Origin of the sequence: Haemophilus parainfluenzae (assembly GCF_014931415.1) — a bacterium.
GTDB lineage: Bacteria > Pseudomonadota > Gammaproteobacteria > Enterobacterales > Pasteurellaceae > Haemophilus_D > Haemophilus_D parainfluenzae_AF.
Genome location: NZ_CP063121.1, coordinates 841,401 through 859,706, shown reverse-complemented (window position 1 = coordinate 859,706; position 18,306 = coordinate 841,401). Strand labels below are relative to the sequence as shown.

18 protein-coding genes and 3 tRNA genes are annotated in these 18,306 nt (G+C 38.6%); 16 read left to right on the top strand and 5 right to left on the bottom strand.

All coding sequences use genetic code 11. The annotated features are described in order from the left end of the window. The first annotated feature begins 106 nt into the window (after window positions 1–106). Genes INP93_RS04250 through INP93_RS04235 form a run of 4 tightly spaced genes read left to right on the top strand, consistent with a single transcriptional unit; the run spans window position 107 to window position 3,607 of the window. Complete coding sequence (locus INP93_RS04250) at window positions 107–784, top strand: glycosyltransferase family 25 protein (protein ID WP_197545230.1); 678 nt, start codon at window positions 107–109, stop codon at window positions 782–784. Further along, on the top strand, window positions 777–1,808 hold the full coding sequence (locus INP93_RS04245) for a glycosyltransferase family 9 protein (RefSeq protein ID WP_197545229.1): 1,032 nt from the start codon (window positions 777–779) through the stop codon (window positions 1,806–1,808). The genes INP93_RS04250 and INP93_RS04245 overlap by 8 nt, the downstream gene beginning before the upstream one ends. 40 nt (window positions 1,809–1,848) lie before the next feature. After that, window positions 1,849–2,715, top strand: a complete 867-nt coding sequence (gene rsmA / locus INP93_RS04240; RefSeq protein WP_197545228.1) for a 16S rRNA (adenine(1518)-N(6)/adenine(1519)-N(6))-dimethyltransferase RsmA — start codon at window positions 1,849–1,851, stop codon at window positions 2,713–2,715. 1 nt (window position 2,716) lies between these two features. Then, entirely contained in the window at window positions 2,717–3,607 is an 891-nt protein-coding gene (locus INP93_RS04235; protein WP_197545227.1) for a glycosyltransferase family 8 protein, read from the top strand. A gap of 134 nt (window positions 3,608–3,741) precedes the next feature. Here INP93_RS04235 and INP93_RS04230 read toward each other — a convergent pair whose 3' ends face one another. Further along, complete coding sequence (locus tag INP93_RS04230) at window positions 3,742–4,590, bottom strand: glycosyltransferase family 25 protein (protein ID WP_197545226.1); 849 nt, start codon at window positions 4,588–4,590, stop codon at window positions 3,742–3,744. 161 nt (window positions 4,591–4,751) lie between these two features. Here INP93_RS04230 and apaH point away from each other — a divergent pair, with 161 nt between their 5' ends. The 3 genes from apaH (at window position 4,752) to INP93_RS04215 (ending at window position 7,648) form a co-directional block, all read left to right on the top strand. Then, window positions 4,752–5,579 (top strand): bis(5'-nucleosyl)-tetraphosphatase (symmetrical) ApaH, encoded by an 828-nt coding sequence (gene apaH, locus INP93_RS04225; RefSeq protein ID WP_197545225.1) that lies wholly within the window; start codon window positions 4,752–4,754, stop codon window positions 5,577–5,579. Window positions 5,580–5,588: 9 nt separating this feature from the next. Next, window positions 5,589–6,212: a glucose-6-phosphate 1-dehydrogenase family protein gene (locus tag INP93_RS04220; RefSeq protein ID WP_197545224.1), complete on the top strand. Its 624-nt coding sequence runs from the start codon at window positions 5,589–5,591 to the stop codon at window positions 6,210–6,212. A 101-nt stretch (window positions 6,213–6,313) separates the two neighbouring features. Next, window positions 6,314–7,648, top strand: a complete 1,335-nt coding sequence (locus INP93_RS04215) for an NAD(P)/FAD-dependent oxidoreductase (protein ID WP_005698634.1) — start codon at window positions 6,314–6,316, stop codon at window positions 7,646–7,648. Window positions 7,649–7,689: 41 nt separating this feature from the next. On the opposite strand, the gene folD is transcribed toward INP93_RS04215, so the two are convergent. Further along, window positions 7,690–8,547 (bottom strand): bifunctional methylenetetrahydrofolate dehydrogenase/methenyltetrahydrofolate cyclohydrolase FolD, encoded by an 858-nt coding sequence (folD, locus tag INP93_RS04210; protein WP_197545223.1) that lies wholly within the window; start codon window positions 8,545–8,547, stop codon window positions 7,690–7,692. A 177-nt stretch (window positions 8,548–8,724) separates the two neighbouring features. Between folD and INP93_RS04205 the strand changes: the two genes are divergently transcribed. The 3 genes from INP93_RS04205 (at window position 8,725) to INP93_RS04195 (ending at window position 10,342) form a co-directional block, all read left to right on the top strand. Beyond that, window positions 8,725–8,801, top strand: a tRNA-Pro gene (locus INP93_RS04205). A gap of 52 nt (window positions 8,802–8,853) precedes the next feature. Further along, a tRNA-Arg gene (locus INP93_RS04200) sits at window positions 8,854–8,930 on the top strand. Between the two features lie 191 nt (window positions 8,931–9,121). Then, window positions 9,122–10,342, top strand: coding sequence for a YadA-like family protein (locus INP93_RS04195; RefSeq protein ID WP_197545222.1), 1,221 nt, complete (start codon window positions 9,122–9,124; stop codon window positions 10,340–10,342). Window positions 10,343–10,460: 118 nt separating this feature from the next. Here the strand turns inward: INP93_RS04195 and INP93_RS04190 are convergent. Further along, window positions 10,461–10,550: transfer RNA gene (locus INP93_RS04190), tRNA-Ser, on the bottom strand. Between the two features lie 125 nt (window positions 10,551–10,675). Here INP93_RS04190 and dauA point away from each other — a divergent pair. From dauA to INP93_RS04160, 6 genes are all read left to right on the top strand, one after another. After that, window positions 10,676–12,418 carry a C4-dicarboxylic acid transporter DauA gene (gene dauA, locus INP93_RS04185; RefSeq protein ID WP_197545221.1) on the top strand — a complete coding sequence of 581 codons (1,743 nt, stop codon included), beginning with the start codon at window positions 10,676–10,678 and terminating at the stop codon, window positions 12,416–12,418. Between the two features lie 63 nt (window positions 12,419–12,481). After that, window positions 12,482–13,198, top strand: a complete 717-nt coding sequence (gene rph, locus INP93_RS04180) for a ribonuclease PH (RefSeq protein WP_197545220.1) — start codon at window positions 12,482–12,484, stop codon at window positions 13,196–13,198. Window positions 13,199–13,207: 9 nt separating this feature from the next. Further along, window positions 13,208–13,849 carry an orotate phosphoribosyltransferase gene (gene pyrE / locus INP93_RS04175; RefSeq protein WP_197545219.1) on the top strand — a complete coding sequence of 214 codons (642 nt, stop codon included), beginning with the start codon at window positions 13,208–13,210 and terminating at the stop codon, window positions 13,847–13,849. 106 nt (window positions 13,850–13,955) lie between these two features. Next, window positions 13,956–14,822, top strand: coding sequence for a co-chaperone DjlA (gene djlA, locus INP93_RS04170; RefSeq protein WP_197545218.1), 867 nt, complete (start codon window positions 13,956–13,958; stop codon window positions 14,820–14,822). Beyond that, window positions 14,822–15,754: a tRNA dihydrouridine(16) synthase DusC gene (dusC, locus tag INP93_RS04165; RefSeq protein WP_065242893.1), complete on the top strand. Its 933-nt coding sequence runs from the start codon at window positions 14,822–14,824 to the stop codon at window positions 15,752–15,754. The genes djlA and dusC overlap by 1 nt, the downstream gene beginning before the upstream one ends. A gap of 153 nt (window positions 15,755–15,907) precedes the next feature. After that, the gene (locus tag INP93_RS04160) at window positions 15,908–16,660 is read left to right on the top strand and encodes a carbonic anhydrase (protein ID WP_197545217.1); all 753 of its coding nucleotides are present in this window, start codon (window positions 15,908–15,910) and stop codon (window positions 16,658–16,660) included. 53 nt (window positions 16,661–16,713) lie between these two features. On the opposite strand, the gene dapF is transcribed toward INP93_RS04160, so the two are convergent. After that, window positions 16,714–17,538: a diaminopimelate epimerase gene (gene dapF, locus INP93_RS04155; RefSeq protein WP_197545216.1), complete on the bottom strand. Its 825-nt coding sequence runs from the start codon at window positions 17,536–17,538 to the stop codon at window positions 16,714–16,716. A 121-nt stretch (window positions 17,539–17,659) separates the two neighbouring features. Next, the gene (lexA, locus tag INP93_RS04150; protein WP_005698192.1) at window positions 17,660–18,286 is read right to left on the bottom strand and encodes a transcriptional repressor LexA; all 627 of its coding nucleotides are present in this window, start codon (window positions 18,284–18,286) and stop codon (window positions 17,660–17,662) included. Between the last annotated feature and the right edge of the window lie 20 nt (window positions 18,287–18,306).

Here is an 18,306-nt window from a genome sequence, read left to right as displayed (position 1 = left end):
ATCCACTTTCCAAGAGGACTGTTCTATCAAAAAAGGCTAAAGCAAACTTTACTTAGATTTTCGTCAATTTGTATGTCAACCAATGACTTCAACCCAAGGGTTATTTATGGCTATACCTAAAATAATTGTAATTAGTTTAAAAAATTCAACAAGAAGAGAAAATATTGCTAAACGCCTTTCTGGTTTGGGCTTAGACTTTACTTTTTTTGATGCGACAGATGGAAAAAAACTGCCTGCTTCCGTATTAGAATCTGTTGATTATGATTTCTATCCGAAACACTATTTATCACCTAAGCCCTTAACGCTCGGCGAAATTGGCTGTGCAATAAGCCATATTAAAGTTTATGAGCACATGGTAGAAAACAATATTGAAAGTGCCATTATTCTTGAAGACGATGCGATCGTTTCACAGCACTTTAAGGAAATTGTTGAGGATACGCTCAATAAAATTAATAAAAATCATGAGCTGATCTTTTTTGATCACGGAAAAGTTAAATCACATTTCTTTAAGAAACGGATTGTGGAAGGATATAGACTTGCACATTACAAGTCACCTTCAAAAAATTCAAGAAGATGTATTATCTATGCAACCGCTTATTTAATTACACTATCGGGCGCTAAAAAATTACTTAACTACGCTTATCCAATAAGACTTCCTGCTGATTATCTGACGGGATTAATCCAAAAAACACGTGTTGATGCCTATGGCATTGAACCACCGTGTGTATTTAGAGGATTAAACAGTGACTCAGAAATAGACAAAATTGAACATCGATATGAATAAGCTAAAAGCCCTAAGGTTAAAAATAGGGAAATGGATACTCGATAAATCATCAAGATCAGCTAATCCCCAAAGTTTGGAACATCCTAAGAGTTTCTTATTTTTGCGACAAGATGGGAAAATTGGCGATTATATCGTTAGCTCTTTTGTTTTTCGGGAAATAAAGAAATTTAACCCGTTGATAAAAATCGGTGTCATCTGCACGAAACAGAACGCTTATCTGTTTCAAAGAAACCATAACATTGATGAGATTTATCTTGTAAAGAAAAGAAATATTCTCGACTACATCAAGACGGCACTGTTTATTAGAAAAGAAAGATACGATGTTGTCATTGATCCAACTCTTGTACTTAGAAACCGAGACTTGTTGCTATTGAGAATACTCAATGCCCGTAATTATATCGGCTATAGAAAAGCAGATTATAATATTTTTAATATAAATATTAATAAAGATGGCCATTTTTCAGAAATTTACAAAGAGGCTTTAGCTCAGTCAAACATCAGTCTAAGTGATGATAGCTATGACATTCCGCAAGATGGCTCAACCAAAGAAGAAATTCTTCAATTTATTACTGATAACAAGTTAAATAATTACATTACAATTAACTTCTATGGTGCGGGGAAAAATAGAAAATTTAACGATACTCACGTTATAGATTACTTAGCATATATTAGAAATCATCGTAAATGCCCATTGATCTTACTCTCAACACCAGATACTCATGAGCATTTAAGTAGAATCGCTAATCAATTTGATAATGTATTTGTTTACCCTAATCCTCACACAACGATCTACCATATAATTGAGTTGATTAGAAACTGTGCCCTACTTATTTCGGTTGATACATCAACGATTCATATTGCTTCAGGGTTAAATAAACCTATGATTTGTTTTTACTCGCAAGACAAAGAAAATTTTACACATTGGCATCCAAATTCTAAGAATGCATGCCATATTCTTCATTACCATGATAATGTTAATGAGATCTCCCCGAGAGAAATAAAACCAGAGTGGCTAGATATTTAAAGATATAAACCACAAACTTTATCATTTACTAGACTATTTTATGAACTCAAAAAAACACTTAGGCCATACAGCCCGTAAACGCTTTGGACAAAACTTTTTACATGATACTTCTGTGATTCAAGGTATCGTGGCGGCAATTCATCCACAACCGAATCAATTCTTAGTAGAAATTGGCCCAGGGCTTGGTGCATTAACGGAGCCTGTTGGAGAGCTTGTCGATCATCTTACGGTGGTCGAGCTTGACCGAGATCTTGCCGAACGTTTACGTCATCATCCATTTTTACATCAAAAACTCACCGTCATTGAAACGGATGCGATGCAATTTGATTTTGGTGAGCTTTATACAAAAGAGAATTCAGCGGAAAAAGGTCAGAAATTACGCGTATTTGGTAACTTGCCTTACAACATTTCTACCCCATTGATGTTCCACTTATTTAAGTATCACGATGTGATTCAAGACATGCACTTCATGCTACAAAAAGAAGTAGTAAAACGCTTATGCGCAGGCCCAAATAGCAAAGCTTACGGTCGTTTAACCATTATGGCGCAATATTTCTGCCAAGTGATGCCTGTACTTGAAGTACCACCTTCTGCATTTAAACCAGCACCGAAAGTAGATTCAGCCGTTGTGCGTTTAATTCCGCATAAAGAATTACCGCACCCTGTAAAAGATTTATATTGGCTGAACCGTGTTTGCTCCCAAGCGTTTAATCAACGTCGTAAAACATTGCGTAATGCTCTCTCAACACTATTTTCACCTGAAAATCTGACCACACTTGGTATTGATTTAAATGCACGTGCAGAAAATTTGGCTATCGCAGATTATGCGCGCTTAGCAAACTGGTTGGCGGATAATCCACCAGCTGATTTAGATGGAGATAAATTTTTAGAGTTAAGTGAAGACTAATATGAATATCGCGTTTTCATCTGATAATAACTATGCACCATATTTAGCCGTCAGCATATTAAGTGTATTAAAAAATAATTCTGAATCTGAAATTTGTTTCTATATTTTGGATTTTGGTATTGATAATATCAATAAAGAAATTATAGCAAATATCGTTTGCAATCATGGAAAAAGTATCAAGTTTATAAGTGTGGATAAAGATGAATTTGCTAACTTTCCCATTACAATAAATTATATTTCTTTAGCAACCTATGCCAGATTAAATATAACTCAATATATCCCTGATGTAGATAAGTTACTTTATATTGATGTTGATACGCTAACAAATGGCTCATTAGATGATTTATGGAATACTGATATCGAACAGTATTCACTTGCCGCATGTAAGGATTTCTTTATTGAAATTGAGCAAGCCGATTACAAGGCCCAAATTGGTTTAGAAAATCATCATTATTTTAACGCTGGAGTGCTTCTTATCAATATGCGAAGATGGCGAGAACTGAATGTTCTAGAGATGAGTCTGACGTGGTTAAATAAATATAAGGACATTATAAAGTATCAAGATCAGGATATCTTAAATGGTATTTTCAAAGACGATGTTAAACTTATAAATACAAGATTTAACTTCACGCCATCTGAATCTGGCTATATAAAATATCGAAAAGAACGAGAAATTCAATTTCCCGCAGTTATTTACCATTATCCTGGACCAGATAAGTTTTGGTCTAGCCGAAGTTCTCACTTAAAAGCTAATTTAGGGTATTCACTATTTAAGGAAATCTGCAATAGTTATCCTGCTTTTAAGGCTGATTTTGATGTTGTTGACTTTAGAACAAAAGTAAGAAGGCTCATTAGAGAAATTAAATATAAATTTGTCTATCACATCTTTTAATTTTCTAAAATGACAACCAGCTTCATTGATGGTTTTCAAGGCTTAAAGTATCATTACTTTGATTTTGCGTGTAAATCGCTTTTTACGAATAGGCTTAAGAGATTAAGCCTATATAAAGTATTTCATCAGCTTATCTACATAAAACGAACAATTTCTTTACCTTGCATTTCTTTCAGGCGCTGTTGTTCTTTCCATTTTTCTTTATTTAGCGCTCGTATAATATTTTCCTTCACCCGAATTAAACGCTGTTTCAATGTTTTCTTGGTGTGCACTGCCGTATTTTTTTTACGCTCCTGCTGCAAGTCACTTACCAATACGCTATTTTCTTGATTTAACTGCAATTCTTGAACACAAATGGCAGGATTAAGTTGATATACTTGATAGACGCCGACATTAATCTGTTCATTAAACATGATCTCATCAATTGCTTTGACTTCATCTACCGCGAGGTTTTCAAATAAATTAATGAGGTATTTCGCTGCGCCATTAGAGATAATATAACCAGCTGTACCAAAATGCTTTGATTTTAAAATATCAATGTTTCTTTCTTGGAAAGGTAAAATTTGTTGCTGTTTTTCCAGTTGAACAGGCATTAAAAATGTTTCTAAACGCAAAACAAAAATCTCTTGAAAATCAAACCGCTCTTTTAGCCATTCATCATTCGCAAGATATTGTTCTGCATTATCTCCAAGCAGAATATCATCCTCAAAAATAGAAATATAATCTAAATTATCGTCAACACACTTTTTCCATAACATAAAGTGACTCACCAAACAGCCCTTTTCTCCTGCCGTGAGCTTTGATGTGGTTTCAACATTTGGAAGATAACGCTGTAAATGAGCATCAAGTCGATCAGAAGGTGTGAATGCATCAAAAAATTCAAAGGGAATTTGTTTCTGACCGAATTGATCGATAATGTGATTTCGACGTTTATCCGCCGTTGAAATACTAATCACTACATTTTTATGTTCAATAGAATACATAGAAAAACATCATATCTGCCTTAAATTGCAGGCTATCTTACTATTTTAAGATCATGAAATGAATAGTATCTTCACAAAAAATCTATGCTAGAATTTATGGTAAATTTTTAGCATAAAGACTGCCAAAACCTAATAACCACAACTGGAGCATTGTAGAAAGAATGGCAACCTATTTCGTTGGTGATTTACAAGGCTGTTATGATGAATTACAGCTTTTATTAGCGCGTGTAGATTTCAATCCTACGCAAGATAAACTTTATCTTGTGGGGGATCTTGTGGCGCGTGGGGATAAATCACTTGAATGTCTTCGTTTCGTAAAATCACTTGGTAATGCCGCGCAAACCGTGCTAGGAAATCACGATTTACACTTAATTGCGACCGCACTGGGTATTAAAAAAGTAAAACCGCGTGATCGTGTTAATGCCATTTTTAATGCGCCCGATTTTGATGAGCTGATTCATTGGTTACGCCATCAGCCCTTACTTGTGCATAATGAAGAATTAAACTTCCTGATGGCACACGCAGGCATTTCGCCTGATTGGGATTTAGAAACTGCGAAATCTTGTGCAGCTGAAGTGGAACAGATTTTACAAAATGGGGATTTTCATTATCTCATTGAAAATATGTATTCTGAACAGCCTGATCGTTGGTCGCCTGATTTACAGGGCTTAGCACGTCATCGTTATATTATTAATGCGTTCACTCGAATGCGTTTTTGTTATTTAGATCATCGTTTTGATTTTGCCTGTAAATCCCCTTTAAAAAATGCACCAGCTGAACTCACGCCTTGGTTTAATTTAGATAATCCACTTTATAAACAAATTCCCATTGTATTTGGACATTGGGCAAGTTTAGTGGATGAGCCAACTCCACAAGGTATTTATGCCTTAGACACTGGTTGTGTGTGGAATAATCGAATGACTATGTTACGTTGGGAAGACAAAAAGTTCTTCACACAAAGTGCGGTCAAAAATTACAGTGATTTTTAAGGAAACACGATGCTCTCACTTAATGCTGAATCTTGCGAACTGTTCAATATTCCTTTCTACCAATTCGCCCAGATGAAGAAATTTTGTCCGGAAGATATTCCTGCGATCAAAGCTAATTACAAATTACATTGGGATAATTGGAAAGCGATTATCCAAGAAGTTGCAAAGCAACTCGGCACACCTTTTGCGAAACCACATATTGAAAGCTGGACCAATGGCTGGCAGGTACGCGCGCATTTCTTCGCTTATTTTAAATATGAGTTTAATCAGAATTCTGCAGCCATTTTTTCGGTGCTATTAAATCGTCGTCGGTTAAGAGTGTGTTTAGATTGGCATTGCTATCGCGCAGATCGCTCACAAATTAATCTGCAACAATATAATCAATGGCTTGATCAATTTGATTTCAAACAATTTGCCGATTTTGATATTTGGCGAGAAGATGAAAGCGAATATGATGATTTTCGCCAAGTGAAAACTATTTCTGAAAAAGATCTTCTCTTGCGTTCAGAGGACGATTTTTGGTGTATTGGGAAAAGTATTGAAAAAGATCAACTAAGCCAAATTGATCCTGTTTTATTTATCACGCAAACCATCCAACAATTACAACCGCTTTACGATCGCTGTCATCAATAAAGTGCGGTCAATTTCCATTAAATTTTTTCGCCTTGTTTATTTGTTATGCTATCATTACATTAGTTTAACATTTTTAACAATTTTGCTTTTAGGAGTACTTTATGAAAAACGTCGTGATCGTTGGCGGTGGCGCTGGCGGCATTGAATTAGCGACATTTTTAGGTGACAAATTAGGTCGTAAGAAACAAGCTAAAGTAACGCTTGTTGACCGCAATGCGACCCACTTGTGGAAACCTCTATTACATGAAATTGCAACAGGTGTCATGGATGATGGTATGGATTCTCTGAGCTATCGTGCTCACGGTAAAAACCATCATTTTAGCTTCGAGCAAGGCTCAATCACACGCATTAATCGTGAACAAAAATATGTTGAGCTTGCCCCTGTTTATGGACAAGAAGGCGATATGCTTGTGGTTGCGCGCCGTATTCCTTATGACTACTTAGTGATTGCAATCGGCAGTAAATCGAATGATTTCAATACAAAAGGCGTCGCCGATAACTGTATTTTCTTAGATAGCTCTGATCAAGCGCTTCGTTTTCAACAAAGAATGTTGGAATTATTCCTTAAATTCTCTGAGAACCGTGCATTAGATGATATCGGTGAAGAAGAGTTTAAACAAAAACTAGTGGATGAAAACAAAGTCAATATTGCAATTGTTGGCGGCGGCGCAACTGGTGTGGAATTAACTGCTGAACTTTATCACGCGACTGAAGACCTGTCTTCTTACGGTTACGGTAAAATTGATAATTCTTGCTTACAAGTCACCTTAGTTGAAGCAGGTCCGCGCTTATTGCCTGCTCTACCTGAAAATTTATCTGCGGCAGTATTAGATGAATTGCAAGAAATGGGTGCAAACGTGAAATTAAATACGATGATCACAGAAGCCCAACCTAACACGCTTATCACCAAAGATGGGGAAGAAATCAAAGCTGATCTGATTGTATGGGCGGCAGGTGTTCGCACCTCAACGGTGACACAGCAATTCGATGGATTAGAGCTTAATCGTATCAATCAATTAGTGGTAAAAGATACCCTTCAAACTACGGTAGATGATAGTATTTTTGCCATTGGCGACTGTGCAGCATTAATGCAACCAAACGGTAAATTAGTTCCGCCAAGAGCGCAAGCGGCACACCAAATGGCAAAAGCTTGTGCAAAAAATATCTTTGCACTTTTTGAGCAAAAACCATTAAAAGCATTCAAATACAACGATAAAGGAACCTTGGTTTCTCTTTCAAGCTTTACCGCATTGGGTAGCATCTCAAATAAATTTGGGAAAAACCCTCTGACTGTTCAAGGTAAATTTGCACAATTTGCGTATGTGTCTTTATATCGTATGCATCAACATGCTTTGCATGGATGTATTAAGATCGGCTTGATTATTTTAGTGGATAAACTTAACCACTATTTAAAACCAAGATTGAAATTACATTAAGACTAAAAGTGCGGTCAAATTTAACCGCACTTTTTTATTTCTTAAACCAGTTGATTGTTATGCTCATAAGCATAAAGTGTATTAAACATCAGCATGGCAACTGTCATTGGTCCTACTCCACCCGGTACCGGCGTAATATAAGCCGCTTTTTGTAGCGCCACATCATATTCCACGTCACCCACTAATTTGCCATTGATACGGTTAATCCCCACATCAATGACTGTTGCCCCTTCTTTAATCCAATCGCCCGGAATAAAACGAGGTTTACCCACAGCTACCACTAAAACATCTGCCTGACGAATATGATGCTCTAAATCTTTGGTGAAACGGTGCGTCACTGTGACAGTAGCGCCTGCCAATAATAATTCAAGCGACATCGGACGCCCCACAATATTTGATGCGCCGACGATCACCGCATGTTTACCATGTAAATCAATGCCCGTGGTTTCTAATAATTTCATTACACCATAAGGGGTGCAAGCACGCAAGGTCGGAATACGCTGACATAAACGCCCCACATTATAAGGGTGGAAACCATCTACATCTTTTTCAGGACTAATACGCTCAATCACTGATGTGCTATTAATTTGTTCAGGCAATGGAAGTTGCACAAGAATACCATCAATCGTTTCATCCGCATTCAATTGATCTATCAGTTGCAGTAGTTCTGCTTCCGAAGTGGTTTCAGGTAAATCATAGGACTTTGAAACCATCCCGATTTCCTCACAACTTTTTCGTTTACTGCCGACATAGACTTGAGAAGCGGGATCTGCCCCCACCAAAATGACCGCAAGTCCTGGTGCACGTTTGCCTTGAGCACGATAATGTTCAATTTTATTGGCAACATCCGATTTAATTTTTTTTGATAGTTCAGTACCTGAAATAATTTGAGCGGTCATGCGTTTTTCCTCAAGATAGCATTAAGTAAACGTTTGCTATTTTAACTGACAACGCCTTATTTTACAAAGACAACAAAAGTGCGGTTGAAAAACTGGAATAATTTTGAGCAATTGAAAGAGGAATCTAAAAAATTAATTGACTGAAAAGAAAAGCTCACTATAATTGTGCTCAATCGTCGGCGAGTAGCGCAGCTTGGTAGCGCAACTGGTTTGGGACCAGTGGGTCGTAGGTTCAAATCCTATCTCGCCGACCACTTCTTTTATATTTCCCTCGAAATTCCATACAAAAGATGTAACCCTTAAAATGCGCCCTTAGCTCAGCTGGATAGAGCAACGCCCTTCTAAGGCGTGGGTCAAAGGTTCGAATCCTTTAGGGCGTGCCATTATATACATTCTCAAAAAATCAAATCATCTCATAAAATTATAAGCCATTGTTTTACAATGTAAATCTTTGTAAATTTTTACGTTAAAATATTTACCAAATTATTTCATACTAGTATTATTCATTTCGTTTCATACCGAATGAAACTTTTATTATATTTCGGATATTTTTTATTTAAAGGAATTAAACCTGATGAAAAAAACACTCTTATTTGTATGTTTATTTGGAAGTGCATCTCTTGCTTTTGCAGAAGATACCGCTACAAAAACTGAAGTTTATGCTCAAGTAGGAAGACTCGACGATCGTATTACTGAAACTCGTTCAGTTCTTGATAATCGAATTACAAATGAGCGTAAAGAACTTGACGATCGCATCACGGGTGTCGATGTTCGACTAAATCAAACGGACAAAAATTTAAACGATCGTATTAATGAAACAGATAAAAATCTCAACAACCGCATTAATGACGAAGTGGGGCGTTTAGATAAAGATATCACAGAAAATCGCCGAGCATTAGATGAACGAATTACGAATACTCAAACTGAAATTGATAATCGTGTAACAACTGAAGTGGGTCGTCTTGATGAGCGCATTACCAACGCTCAGAAAGATTTAAATAATCGTATTACTGGCGTTGATGAACGTTTAAACCAAACAGATAAAAATCTAAATAATCGCATCAATGATGAAGTGGGTCGTTTAGATGGTCGCATTACTGAAGATCGCCGAGCACTGGATGAAAGAATTACTGAAAATCGCAAAGATCTAGATAATCGTATTACGGAGAATCGTAAAAATTTAGATGAACGAATTACAGAGAATCGTAAAGATTTAGATAATCGTATCACGGGTGTAGAAGAGCGAGTTACGGATACCCAAAAAAATCTAAATAACCTAGATAACCAAGTAAAAAATAATACGAACAATATTCAAACGAACAGAACTGATATCGATGATCTAAAAAATAGAATCAGCCATAATTCATCAAGTAATACTCAAAATACCAAAGCACTTGCTGATAAAGTAAACAATAACGTGCAAAATATTGCGAATAACGCTTCACGTTTAGATCACTTATCAAATCAAGTGATGACAAATACAAAAGAGATTTCTGATTTACGCTCTGAAATGACACGTTCTACTGAATCATTGCGCTCAGATTTGAAACACAACGTGAAAAAATTACGTGCAGGCATTTCCAGCGCTATTGCATTAACACAAGTCCCCCAAGCAATTACTTCTGGGGAAAGCGTGCTTGGTGTGGGTGCAGGAACTTTCCGTAATGAAAGTGCGCTAGCAGTCGGTTATTCTCGAGCTTCTGATAATGGCAAACTGCTATTTAAAGTAGGCGGTACTGCAAGTAGCCGTGGTGATTTTGGTGCGGGTGCAGGTGTTGGGATACGTTGGCGCTAACTAAACACTCGTATAAATAACAAAAGCACGCTTAATGCGTGCTTTTTTATATCCATAAAATATCAAGAATCTATGATTTAAAAAATGCTCGGATATTTATAAAGGATTGTAATTTGAATGGCGGTGAGAGGGGGATTCGAACCCCCGATGCACTTTCGCACATACACGCTTTCCAGGCGTGCTCCTTCAACCACTCGGACATCTCACCGTTTTGAAGTGCGTGAAATATAAAGATTTATCCAAGATTAGTCAAGTTTTTTGAGCTAGAACATGAAAAATCCTTTTCCTTTTAGCTAAAATATAAACTTATCTCTTTTCTATCGTCGTATTTTTATGCAAATCAAATTACTCTTTTCTAAAAATGTGTTTCTGGCTGTAAAACCATTTAGCGCATTGAAAGAATCCTTCCGTGAAGGTTACGGAAAACAAAAATTGATTAAAGATATTATCGCGGGTCTGACTGTAGGAGTTATTGCGATTCCGCTCTCCATGGCTTTAGCCATTGCCAGCGGTGTTCCTCCACAACATGGTCTTTATACGGCTATCGTGGCTGGTATTGTGATTGCATTAACCGGTGGATCACGTTTTAATATTTCTGGGCCAACTGCGGCATTTGTTGTGATTTTATATCCCGTTACCCAACAATTTGGGCTCAGCGGGTTACTTATGGCGACACTGCTCTCGGGGATTATTTTGGTCATCATGGCGTTGTCTCGATTAGGGCGATTAATTGAGTACATTCCTCTCCCCGTTACACTTGGCTTTACCTGCGGAATTGGGATCACCATCGGTACTCTGCAAATCAAAGATTTCTTAGGTTTAGACATTGCTCAGATGCCACCTCACTATATTGAAAAAGTGCAAGCTATTTTGACCGCACTTCCGACGATTAACTGGGCAGACAGCGCTGTTGGTGTGGTCACCTTGTTTGTACTCACCCAATGGCATAAGCTTCGTTTACCCGTGCCAGGTCATTTACCTGCGGTCATTATTGGGACACTCATAGCATTAGTCTTAGGGCAATTTGGTTTCTCCGTTGAAACTATTGGTACGGCATTCCAATACACCTTATCTGATGGCACAACAGGACATGGTATCCCTAATGTCTTGCCTGAATTTGCCTTACCTTGGAATATTCCTAATGCCCAAGGTGAAGTCATCAATTGGAATTTTGATCGCATACAAGATATCTTACCTGCTGCCTTTTCAATGGCTGTATTAGGGGCGATTGAATCGCTACTTTGTGCGGTCATCTTAGATAATATGACGGATACCAAACATCATTCCAATAATGAATTACTCGCCCAAGGTTTAGGTAATATTATTTCACCATTCTTAGGCGGCATTACGGCAACTGCAGCAATTGCACGTTCTGCAGCCAACGTTAAATCTGGAGCAGTATCACCAATAGCCAGTGTAATTCATGCACTCTTAGTTTTATTCTCGCTATTATTCTTTGCGAATGCCCTGTCTTATTTGCCACTCTCTTCTATGGCTGCATTGCTATTAATGGTAGCTTGGCATATGGCGAATGTACCTGAAATCATTCGTTTGGCGCGTCGCTCAACAAAAAATGAAATTGCTGTGTTGTTCACTTGCTTAATTCTCACTGTGTTATTTGATATGGTGATCGCCATCTCTGTCGGCGTATTATTAGCGAGTCTCTTATTTATCCGCACCATTGCAGAAATGACAAAAACGATTGAACAACCTGTGCCAGAAGATTTAGATGATGTGTTAGCTTATCGTATCAGCGGTCCATTGTTCTTTGCAGCTGCAGATAAACTCTTTGCAGATTTGCACGATAAAACCGTACATACCGATCACGAGATCAAACATATCGTATTACAATGCGATGCCGTGACTGTTCTGGATACAGGGGGCATTCATGCACTCATCCACTTTGTACAGCATATGTTGCCACATCAACAAATCTACTTGTGCAATATGCAATTCCAACCACTCAGAATGTTAGTAAAATCTAACTCTGTGCCTGAATTGCAAAAAATTAACTATGGTACAGATTTACAAGATGTGTTTAATAAAATTCGTGAGTTTGAACAAGCAAATCCATAAAACACTAAAAAGCGTGCTAAAATAAGCACGCTTTTTTTATCAATAAAAATAAAGGAATTCAGAATGCGTCCAAATAATCGTGAAAATCATCAGCCTCGTCCAATTAAAATCACCCGTAATTACACGAAACATGCTGAAGGCTCAGTATTAGTGGAATTTGGTGATACTAAAGTTTTATGTACGGCGAGTGTCGATGAAAGCGTACCGCGTTTCTTAAAAGGACAGAATCAAGGTTGGGTGACAGCAGAATATGGCATGTTACCTCGCTCTACACACAGCCGTATGCAACGTGAAGCGGCAAAAGGCAAACAAGGTGGACGCACCATGGAAATTCAACGTTTAATCGCACGTTCATTACGTGCAATGGTTGACTTAGAGGCTCTTGGCGAACGTTCTATTACCTTAGACTGCGATGTGATTCAAGCGGATGGCGGTACAAGAACAGCTTCTATCACCGGTGCAGCAGTAGCTTTATGTGATGCTATCAATGGTTTAATCGCTAACGGCACATTAAAAGCCAATCCAATCAAAGGTCTCGTTGCTGCAATTTCGGTTGGAATTGTTGAGGGTGAGACTGTATGTGATTTGGAATATGTAGAAGATTCAGCCGCCGAAACAGATATGAACGTTGTGATGATGGAAGATGGTCGAATGATCGAAGTACAAGGTACCGCAGAAGGCGAACCATTCAGCCACGAAGAATTACTCACCTTATTAGGCTTAGCAAAACAAGGCTGCGAACAAATCTTCGCTGCACAACGTGAAGCATTAGGTTTATAGGAACAAAAAATGGAAAGCTATAAAATCGAATTTATTAAATTCGCCTTGAGCCGTAACGTGCTTAGATTTGGTGAATTTGCACTAAAATCAGGTCGAAAAAGCCCTTATTTTTTTAACGCAGGATTATTTAGCACAGGTGCAGATCTTGCTCGTTTAGGTGAATTCTATGCGAAGGCAATTCAATCAAGTGCGGTCGATTTTGATGTCATTTTTGGTCCTGCCTACAAAGGTATTCCAATTGCGACGAGCGTTTCCATTGCACTATTCAATCAATTTAACCGTGACACACCTGTTTGCTTTAACCGCAAAGAAGCCAAAGATCACGGTGAAGGCGGTAATTTGATCGGTAGCCCATTAACCGGCAATGTGTTGTTAGTCGATGATGTCATTACAGCTGGCACAGCCATTCGTGAATCTATGGCGCTTCTTGAAACCAATAACGCGAAATTAGCCGCTGTCTTTATTGCATTAAATCGTCAGGAAAAAGGCAAAGGGGAACTTTCTGCCATCCAAGAAGTAGAACGAGACTACCAGTGCCAAGTGCTTTCCATTATTGATTTGAATGATTTAATGCAATTCATTGAAAAAGAACCCGATTATCAGCAATATTTACCTGCGATGCGGGCTTATCGTGAAAGTTATGGTGTGTAATTCATCACTTGAAAAATAAGAATAAAGCCATATTAATGTAGGGGCAGACATTTGCGTCTGCCCATTATTGTCAAAAGACCTTTTGACCGCACTTTAGGGGAAGAGAATGTATTTTTTTGGAAAGATTATCGGCGTTTTTCTCGGTTTTAAATGGGGTGGCTTTTTAGGCGCCATCGCTGGACTTATTTTAGGCTCTATCGCAGATAAAAAACTCTATGAGCTTGGTTCGGTTAACTCTAGCTTTTTTAAGAAAAAAACGACCCGACAAGCGCTCTTTATGCAAACTACTTTTGCGGTACTTGGACATTTAAGTAAATCCAAAGGTCGAGTGACAGAAGAAGATATTCAACTGGCAAATCAGTTGATGAATCAGATGCAATTAGATGAGAGTCATCGCAAACTTGCTCAAGAGGCATTTAGTCGAGGTAAAGCAACAGATTTTCCACTACGTCAGGTGATTCGCGAATTCCGTATTGGATGTGGACAACGTGCTGACTTGCTGAGAATGTTCTTGCACGTACAAGTGCAAGCCGCATTTGCTGATTCTCAATTACATGACTCAGAAAAAGAAGTGCTTTATGTGGTGGCCGAAGAGCTTGGTCTTTCCCGTATGCAGTTTGAGCAAATGCTCGCAATGGAAATTGCGGCTCGCCAATTTACCCAAGGTGGATTCTATCGCCAATATCAACAAGGTGGTTATCAACAGCAAGGTGGCTACCAATACCAACAACAAGGCGGATACCAACAATCTTCAGGCCCTACATTAGGCGATGCTTATAAAGTATTGGGCGTGAGTGAAAGTGATGATCGCAATGCGGTAAAACGTGCATATCGTCGTTTAATGAATGAACATCACCCAGATAAATTAGTCGCAAAAGGCTTACCGCCAGAAATGATGGAAATGGCTAAAGAAAAAGCGCAACAAATCCAAGCTGCTTACGATTTAATTTGTAAAGCAAAAGGCTGGAAATAGTGCGCGTAATCCTCGCCCCTATGCAAGGAGTGCTTGATCCTTTCGTTCGTCAGCTTTTAACCGAAGTGAATGAATACGATCTTTGCATCACCGAATTTGTTCGCGTGGTGGATCAACTCTTACCCGAAAAAGTCTTTTATCGTCTTTGCCCTGAACTCAAAAATCAGGGCTTTACCCCTTCTAAAACACCTGTTCGTGTCCAACTTTTAGGTCAACATCCAAACTGTCTTGCTGAAAATGCTAATCGCGCCATTGAGCTTGGCTCACATGGTATTGATTTAAATTGTGGCTGTCCATCCAAAACCGTTAATGGGAGCAACGGAGGAGCAGCACTTCTCAAACAACCTGAATTAATTTATCAAGCGACTCTAGCCTTGCGACAAACCGTACCTAGTCATTTACCTGTCAGTGTGAAAGTAAGATTAGGTTGGGATTGTACTTCACAAGCGTTTGAAATTGCTGATGCCGTACAACAAGGTGGCGCCACTGAAATCACTATTCACGGTCGAACTAAAGCCGATGGCTATCGTGCCGATCGCATCAATTGGGAAAAAATCGGTGAAGTGAGATCTCGCTTGACGATCCCAGTGATTGCTAATGGTGAAATTTGGCGTTGGGAAGATGGTCAAGCATGTTTGAAAGCGACAGGTTGCGAAGATCTAATGGTCGGGCGTGGTGCATTAAATATCCCAAACTTAAGCCTTGTACTCAAACAAAATTGCGAAAAAATGCCTTGGGTGGATATTCAAAAAATCTTGCAAAAATATGCGGAAATGGAAAATTTCCATGATTCCGGTTTTTATCATGTTGCCCGGATCAAACAATGGCTACGCTATCTTAATAAAGAATATCCTGAAGCAGATATCGTTTTTGAACGAATTAAAACCAGCAAAACTGCAGAAGATCTGAGAGAGCGACTCTGTCAGAGCTAAAAAAGTGCGGTCAAAATAGACGGCTTTTTTAGCATTACCCCACTCGTACGATGAGTGCTTACACACAAACAAAACTTGACCAAAATCAAAAAGCTATCATACAGAATCAGTAGAATCGATGAGGCATATACCACAAAAAAGGAGAGGTGCCTCATGAAGACTCGTCTATTGCTTTCTAGCTTACTTATCGCATTAAGCGCATCATCATTTGCCCAAACGCATAAAGCGCATTGGTCTTATAATGGAAAAGAAAGCCCTGAACATTGGGGTGATTTGCTCACCGAATATCAAACCTGTAAGCTAGGGAAAGTTCAGTCGCCTGTTAATCTTGAAGCAGATAACGGCATGAAAGTGGCAAATAAACCACTTAAGATGAATTACTTCCCTGCGGAGTATCAAGTAGAAAACAATGGACATACCGTGCAAGTTAGCGTTGCACAAGAAAATGCACCATTTATTACGCTCAACAACAAACCATTTTATTTAAAACAATTTCACTTTCACACACCAAGTGAACATACTTTTAAACGCCAACATTATCCTTTAGAAATTCATTTTGTCCATCAAAGTGAAGATAAAGCTTTGGCAGTTGTTGCCGTAATGGTCAATGAAGGCGAAGCGAATCCAGCATTAGCACCGGTAGTTGAGAAAAAACTCACCGTTGGACAAAAAGAAAAATTGGCTCAACAGATTGATATTAAAGCGCTAATGCCAAAAGAGATGGCACGCTTCCGCTTAAATGGATCACTCACAACTCCACCTTGTAGTGAAAACGTGGCTTGGACCATTTTTAAATCACCAATTCAAGCAAGCAAAGCACAAATTGCCGCGATAGAAGAAATGGAAGGGAAAAACAACCGTCCAACGCAACCATTAAATCAGCGTGATGTGGAAGTTGAACAATAAATAAAAAATGCGTGGATAATCTTCCACGCATTTTTTCTTCAGATTAGAAAAGATTAAAGGTGAATGTTGCCATCATAGATATGAGTCGCATCGCCAGTCATATAAAGCGGTGAACCTACGCCTTCCCACTCAATAAGCAAGCTACCACCGGGTAAATCAACTTGCACTTTTTTATCAAGTAAACCTTGCATAATCCCAACAGCTGCCGCTGCACACGCCCCACTGCCACAAGCTTGTGTTTCACCAGCACCACGTTCATATACACGCAACTTAATGTGGTTACGGTTGACGACTTGCATAAATCCAGCATTTACCCTTTCTGGAAAACGTTCGTGATTCTCTAATAATGGACCTAATTCTGCTACATTAGCCGTTTCAATATTGTCCACTTGAACAACACAATGCGGATTACCCATTGATACTGCACCACAAAGCACCGTTTGAACATCGGTACGTAGAATATAGTTTTTTTCAAATTTGTTTGCAGTAAAAGGTATTTTATTCGGCTCCCAAATCGGCTCGCCCATATTGACGCGAATTTGCCCATCTTCTTTTACCGTTAAAACCATTTTTCCTTTTTGTGTGCTTACTGCAATATCCTTTTTATTGGTCAGCCCTTTTAAAGTCACAAAACGCGCAAAACATCTTGCCCCGTTTCCACATTGCGATACTTCACTGCCATCTGCATTAAAAATACGGTAATGGAAATCTAAATCTGGATCATAAGGTGGCTCAACAATTAAAAGCTGATCAAAACCAATGCCACGATGACGATCAGCTAAGCGTTTAATGGTTTCAGGGGTAAAATAGGCATTTTGCGTCACAGCATCAACAACGACAAAGTCATTGCCAAGGCCATGCATTTTGGAAAACTGCATGTTTCCTTCCTTGATTTGAAAATTTTTTGGCATTATAGAGAGCAATAAGCCGAATGGCAAATAGCCAGAATAGACAAAGTGCGGTCAAAAAACACTTTATTTTATCACCGCACTTTCATCATTACATCCAAGCGTTATTGCGGATAATCCCTACTGCAATACCTTCAATTTCAAAATGAGGCTGTTCTTCAAGATTCACCACAATTGGTTGGAACTCTTCGTTTTCTGCATGCAAATAAATAACGGAACCTTTGCGTTCTAAGCGTTTTACTGTCACTTCATCTTCAATTCGTGCGACAACAATCTGTCCATTACGTACATCTTTTGTACTATGAACCGCAAGAAGATCGCCATCTAAAATGCCGATATCTTTCATGGATTGACCGTATACTTTTAATAAAAAGTCAGCTTGTGGCTTAAACATATTAGCATCAACACGGTAGGTACCTTCAATATGTTGCTCGGCTAAAATTGGTTCCCCTGCGGCCACGCGACCAATGAGTGGTAAACCTTCTTCTTCCTCATCATTTGCACTGTCATCAATAATTCGAATACCGCGAGAAGCCCCCGCAACAATTTCAATTGCACCTTTCCGAGCAAGCGCTTTTAAATGTTCTTCCGCCGCATTAGGGGATTTAAAGCCTAATTCACGAGAAATTTCTGCACGAGTTGGCGGCATACCCGTGGTTTCTAAATGGCGTTTTAAGAGTTCCAGAACCTCTTGTTGTCTGGCTGTTAATGGTCTCATATACACTCCTGTTACTTTAT

Bases quoted from the DNA above. Each gene is read 5' to 3' on its own strand.
- INP93_RS04250 (WP_197545230.1), top strand. From the start codon at position 107: ATGGCTATACCTAAAATAATTGTAATTAGTTTAAAAAATTCAACAAGA.
- INP93_RS04245 (WP_197545229.1), top strand. From the start codon at position 777: ATGAATAAGCTAAAAGCCCTAAGGTTAAAAATAGGGAAATGGATACTC.
- rsmA (WP_197545228.1), top strand. From the start codon at position 1,849: ATGAACTCAAAAAAACACTTAGGCCATACAGCCCGTAAACGCTTTGGA.
- INP93_RS04235 (WP_197545227.1), top strand. From the start codon at position 2,717: ATGAATATCGCGTTTTCATCTGATAATAACTATGCACCATATTTAGCC.
- INP93_RS04230 (WP_197545226.1), bottom strand. From the start codon at position 4,590: ATGTATTCTATTGAACATAAAAATGTAGTGATTAGTATTTCAACGGCG.
- apaH (WP_197545225.1), top strand. From the start codon at position 4,752: ATGGCAACCTATTTCGTTGGTGATTTACAAGGCTGTTATGATGAATTA.
- INP93_RS04220 (WP_197545224.1), top strand. From the start codon at position 5,589: ATGCTCTCACTTAATGCTGAATCTTGCGAACTGTTCAATATTCCTTTC.
- INP93_RS04215 (WP_005698634.1), top strand. From the start codon at position 6,314: ATGAAAAACGTCGTGATCGTTGGCGGTGGCGCTGGCGGCATTGAATTA.
- folD (WP_197545223.1), bottom strand. From the start codon at position 8,547: ATGACCGCTCAAATTATTTCAGGTACTGAACTATCAAAAAAAATTAAA.
- INP93_RS04195 (WP_197545222.1), top strand. From the start codon at position 9,122: ATGAAAAAAACACTCTTATTTGTATGTTTATTTGGAAGTGCATCTCTT.
- dauA (WP_197545221.1), top strand. From the start codon at position 10,676: ATGCAAATCAAATTACTCTTTTCTAAAAATGTGTTTCTGGCTGTAAAA.
- rph (WP_197545220.1), top strand. From the start codon at position 12,482: ATGCGTCCAAATAATCGTGAAAATCATCAGCCTCGTCCAATTAAAATC.
- pyrE (WP_197545219.1), top strand. From the start codon at position 13,208: ATGGAAAGCTATAAAATCGAATTTATTAAATTCGCCTTGAGCCGTAAC.
- djlA (WP_197545218.1), top strand. From the start codon at position 13,956: ATGTATTTTTTTGGAAAGATTATCGGCGTTTTTCTCGGTTTTAAATGG.
- INP93_RS04160 (WP_197545217.1), top strand. From the start codon at position 15,908: ATGAAGACTCGTCTATTGCTTTCTAGCTTACTTATCGCATTAAGCGCA.
- dapF (WP_197545216.1), bottom strand. From the start codon at position 17,538: ATGCAGTTTTCCAAAATGCATGGCCTTGGCAATGACTTTGTCGTTGTT.
- lexA (WP_005698192.1), bottom strand. From the start codon at position 18,286: ATGAGACCATTAACAGCCAGACAACAAGAGGTTCTGGAACTCTTAAAA.